Genomic DNA, 812 nt, shown 5'->3' with positions numbered 1-812 from the left:
CTGCTTCACGCTCGGCATGCCCGTCGGCGTGTGTCACGCGCGCATTGACCACCAGGCCGTGCCGGTTATCGGTCAGCGTATGGCCCATGTACCGCAATTCACTGGCCGTTTTGCCTTTGCGATAGAGTCTTGCATCGGGATCGGTCCTGGACTGATGTGTCTCGTTGCTGCGTTTGTCGCCCTTGAAGCCGCCCGCGCCGCCACCGTCGCCGTCCCGATCGTCGCCGTTCTTGTGTACAAAACTCTTGTGCCCGGCCCACGCCTGGATCAACGTTCCGTCCACGCTGAAATGCTCACCCGAGAGCAGGCACTTCTTCTCGGCGATGGCCACTACGGCGTTGAAGAATTCGATCACGGCATCGTGCTTGATCAGACGCTCCCGGTTCTTCGTGAAGACCGTGGGCACCCACACCTCATCATCCATGGCCAGGCCGATAAACCAGCGAAACAGCAGGTTGTACTGCACCTGCTCCATCAGTTGGCGCTCCGAGCGGATGCTGTAAAGGATCTGGATCAGCATGGCTCGCAGCAACTTCTCTGGCGCGATGCTCGGCCGCCCACCCTTGATGTCGGCCTCGTACATCCCCGCGAACAACCGATCCATCTTCGCCAGAGCTTCGTTCGCCATCACGCGGATCGAACGCAACGGATGCGACTTGGGGACGAAGTCGTCCAGTTTGGTCATGGAAAACAGACTCTCAGTGAACGTGTCGGCGCCGCGCATAATCCAGGGGAAAGTGGTGGTCCATCTATCAACGCTTCACGAACTCTGCGCGATGACGTGCTTCAGCGGTACTTCAGCAGCCTGCTAG

General features: G+C 59.4%; 1 protein-coding gene. It reads right to left on the bottom strand.

What is annotated here, in order from left to right; genetic code table 11:
• Window positions 1–724 (bottom strand): IS5 family transposase (locus tag AB4Y42_RS44080; protein WP_368697873.1); only part of this gene is annotated, 724 nt, incomplete at its 3' end.
• Window positions 725–812 lie beyond the last annotated feature (88 nt).

It is taken from the genome of Paraburkholderia sp. EG286B (assembly GCF_040965655.1).
GTDB lineage: Bacteria > Pseudomonadota > Gammaproteobacteria > Burkholderiales > Burkholderiaceae > Paraburkholderia.
This window is presented reverse-complemented; position numbering and strand designations above follow the sequence as displayed.